The organism is Saccharopolyspora sp. NPDC047091 (assembly GCF_040643635.1).
Lineage (GTDB): Bacteria > Actinomycetota > Actinomycetes > Mycobacteriales > Pseudonocardiaceae > Saccharopolyspora_C.
Genome location: NZ_JBEYUS010000145.1, coordinates 1 through 2,874 on the forward strand (window position 1 = coordinate 1; position 2,874 = coordinate 2,874).

2 protein-coding genes and 1 pseudogene are annotated in these 2,874 nt (G+C 74.0%); 1 reads left to right on the plus strand and 2 read right to left on the minus strand.

Features of this window, described 5'->3' with window-relative positions; translation table 11 throughout:
- Window positions 1–283 precede the first annotated feature (283 nt).
- Window positions 284–1,819, plus strand: coding sequence for a helix-turn-helix domain-containing protein (locus tag ABZ805_RS29210; protein ID WP_358447135.1), 1,536 nt, complete (start codon window positions 284–286; stop codon window positions 1,817–1,819).
- Window positions 1,820–1,827: 8 nt separating this feature from the next.
- On the opposite strand, the gene ABZ805_RS29215 is transcribed toward ABZ805_RS29210, so the two are convergent.
- The gene (locus tag ABZ805_RS29215) at window positions 1,828–2,430 is read right to left on the minus strand and encodes a TetR/AcrR family transcriptional regulator (protein WP_358447137.1); all 603 of its coding nucleotides are present in this window, start codon (window positions 2,428–2,430) and stop codon (window positions 1,828–1,830) included.
- Window positions 2,427–2,874: pseudogene (locus ABZ805_RS29220) on the minus strand (phenylacetate--CoA ligase); the annotation flags it as partial. The gene ABZ805_RS29215 and the pseudogene ABZ805_RS29220, both read right to left, overlap by 4 nt.

Consider the following 2,874-nt stretch of genomic DNA (forward strand, 5'->3'; position numbering starts at 1 on the left):
CACCTCGTCGAGGACTTCGGCGCGCGGGTCCGGCGGGTGCGGGGAGCGTTCGTCGCGGTGGTCGCCCGAACTCGATGCCCCCTTGGAAGGCACCAACAGTAGGGCTTGATCGACTCGGCGGGGAAGTTTCAGTTCGCCCAGTCGTTGGCCGAAGCAGTAAGAATTTGCTGAATCGAGTGACAGGTTTCGAAACGGCATATTCCAGTGAGGTGCTGGGCCGTCCAGGGCCGGAATCTCCCGACCCGCCCCGGACCGGTGCCCGTGCCCGATAGGCTCGGCGCCCGTGCCGCAGCGGACCCCCTCCACCGAGCCCGACCTCGACGCCGATCGGCTGCGCCGCCTGCACCAGGACGCGCTGGCCCCCGACGGGCTCCGGCTGCTGGTGCGCCGCGTCGCGGAGACCGTGCGCGGCCGGGCGGTGCTGCTGGACGCGGGCGGCGAACCGGTCGTGCCCGCGCCGGAACCGCCCCCGGAGGCGTTCGCCGCGATCGCCGAGGACCTCGACCGCATCCGGTCCGGGCACGTGCGCTCGGCCGCGGTGCACCGCGGCGACCGGATGCTCTGCGCGCAGGCGCTGGACGCGGGACCGGAATCCCCGGTGCTGGTGGTGTCGCTGCCCGCCACCGGAACCGCCGGGGTGGACCGCCTCCTCGCCGACGCCTGCCGGCTGCTGTCCCTGCGGTGGCAGGCCGACACCGCCCGGCAGCAGTCCCGGCGGGTGGCCGCGGCCGCGACCGCCGTCCGCGAATCCGTGCTGCACCTGCTGATGCTGGGGCACCCGGACAGCGCGCAGCGGGTCGCGAGCGCGCTCAGCCCGCGGCTGCCCGCGTTCCTCACCGTCTACGTCATCGAAGCGGGCAAGGTCGACCGGGATTCGCTGGCCGCGCGGATCGCGCGGATCACCGGCCACCGGGCGTGGATCGTGCATTGCCCGGTGTACGTCAAGCACCTGATCGTGCTGGTCCCCGCCGGCGAGCACCAGCACCACCGGCCGGCGGACTCGGTGGCGGACCTGGTGCGGGACGTGGTGGCGGGTCCGGACCGGATCCGGGTGGGCGCGAGCCGGGTGGTCGCGCTGCGCGAGGTCGCCGTCGGCTACGAGCAGGCGTTCCACGCACTGGCGGCCGCCCGCGGTGGGGCGGGCTCGTTCGAGATGTTCGCGTTCCAGGAGAGCCTGGCCGCCGTGGTCGGCGTGGCGGGCGAGCGGTGGGCCGAGCAGGTGCTGGCCCCGCTGCGCGCGTTCGAACCGGCTCGCGTGCAGGACCCGGACGCGGCGGCGTTGGAGCTGACCCTGGGGGCGTGGCTGAACTTCGGCACCGGCGGCGCGCGCCAGCTCAAGATCCACCGCAACACGCTCGGCGCCCGGCTCGCGCAGCTGGAGCGGTTGCTGGACTGCGACGTGCGGGACCTGCCCACGCAGGCCCGGCTGCACCTGGCCTTGCACCTGGCCGCCCGCTCGGCGGAACTCCCGGAACTCCCGGAACTCACGGAACTCCCGGGAGAACCGGGAGAGCCGGAACCGGACGGGCTGCCGGACCTGCTGCAGCGGCCCGAAGTGCTCGCGTGGGCGGCCCGCCAGCTGGAGCCGCTGCGCGCGGCCGAACCGCACCTGCTGCCGACCTTGCGCGCCTGGCTGGACGCCGGCGCCCGATTGGAGCCGGCGGCCGAGGAGCTGGAGCTCTCGGTGCCCGCGGTGCGCAAGCGGATCGTGCGCATCGAGCGGGTCCTGGAGCGCTCCCTGCTGCACGGCCCGTCGGTGCGCTACGAACTGCACTTCGCGATGCTGCTGGCCGACGGGCTCCCGGTCGGTCAGGGCTGAGCGGTCGGTCAGGGCTGAGCGGGCGGGTTCCGCAACCCGTCGAAGGTGAGCCGGACGACGGCCTCGGCGAGCTGCTCGGCATCCAGGCCCGGCTGCGGCCGGTACCACTCGATGATCGAGTTCACGGTGCCGAACAGCAGCCGGCTGGTCAGCGCCGGGTCCAGGTCGGGGCGCAGGCTGCCGTCCCGTTCGGCTTCGGCCACCAGCTTCCCGAGGAACGCGTCGATCTCGCGGCGCCGGGCCAGCGCGTCCCGCTCCACCTCGCTGTTGCCGCGGACCCGCAGCAGCACGGTCACGAACGGCTGCTCGGCGACGAGCACGTGCACGCTGCGCCGCACCACGTGCCGCAGCCGGTCGATCGCCGGGCCCCGCTGGGACTCCGGTTCGGCGGTCACCGCCAGCAGCGCGTCCAGCGCCCGGTCCACGGTGCGCCGCAGCAGCTCTTCCTTGCCGGAGACGTGGTGGTAGATCGCGGACTTGGTGATGCCGAGCCGCTGCGCGAGCACGTCCATGCTGGTGCCGTCGTAGCCGCGCTCGTGGAAGACGACCGCGGCGATGCGCAGCAGCGAGTCCAGGTCGTGCCCGGGCCTGCCCCGGCCGCGGGCCGTCATGCGCCGCGCCGGTCCAGCACCCGGCGCAGCTTGCCGACGGACCGCTCCAGCGTCCCCGGATCGGCCACCACGACCTCCGCGGTGATGCCGATGGCGTCCTTGACCGCGCGGGCCAGCGACTCCGGTGCGGCGGCGCGCAGCCCGGGTGCGCAGTCCTCGGCGGCCTCGGCGGTGATGGTCATGTGGTCCATCCTGCCGCGGCGGGACAGGGTGATCTGGAAGTGCGGGGACAGCCCGTCGGCGCGCAGCACCAGTTCCTCGACCTGGGTGGGGAAGACGTTCACCCCGCGCAGGATGATCAGGTCGTCGCTGCGGCCGGTGATCCGCTCCATCCGGCGCATCGCGGGCTGCGCGGTGCCGGGCAGCAGCCGGGTGAGGTCCCGGGTGCGGTACCGGATGATCGGCAGCGCCTCCTTAGTCACCGAGGTGGACGGTGTGCACGAG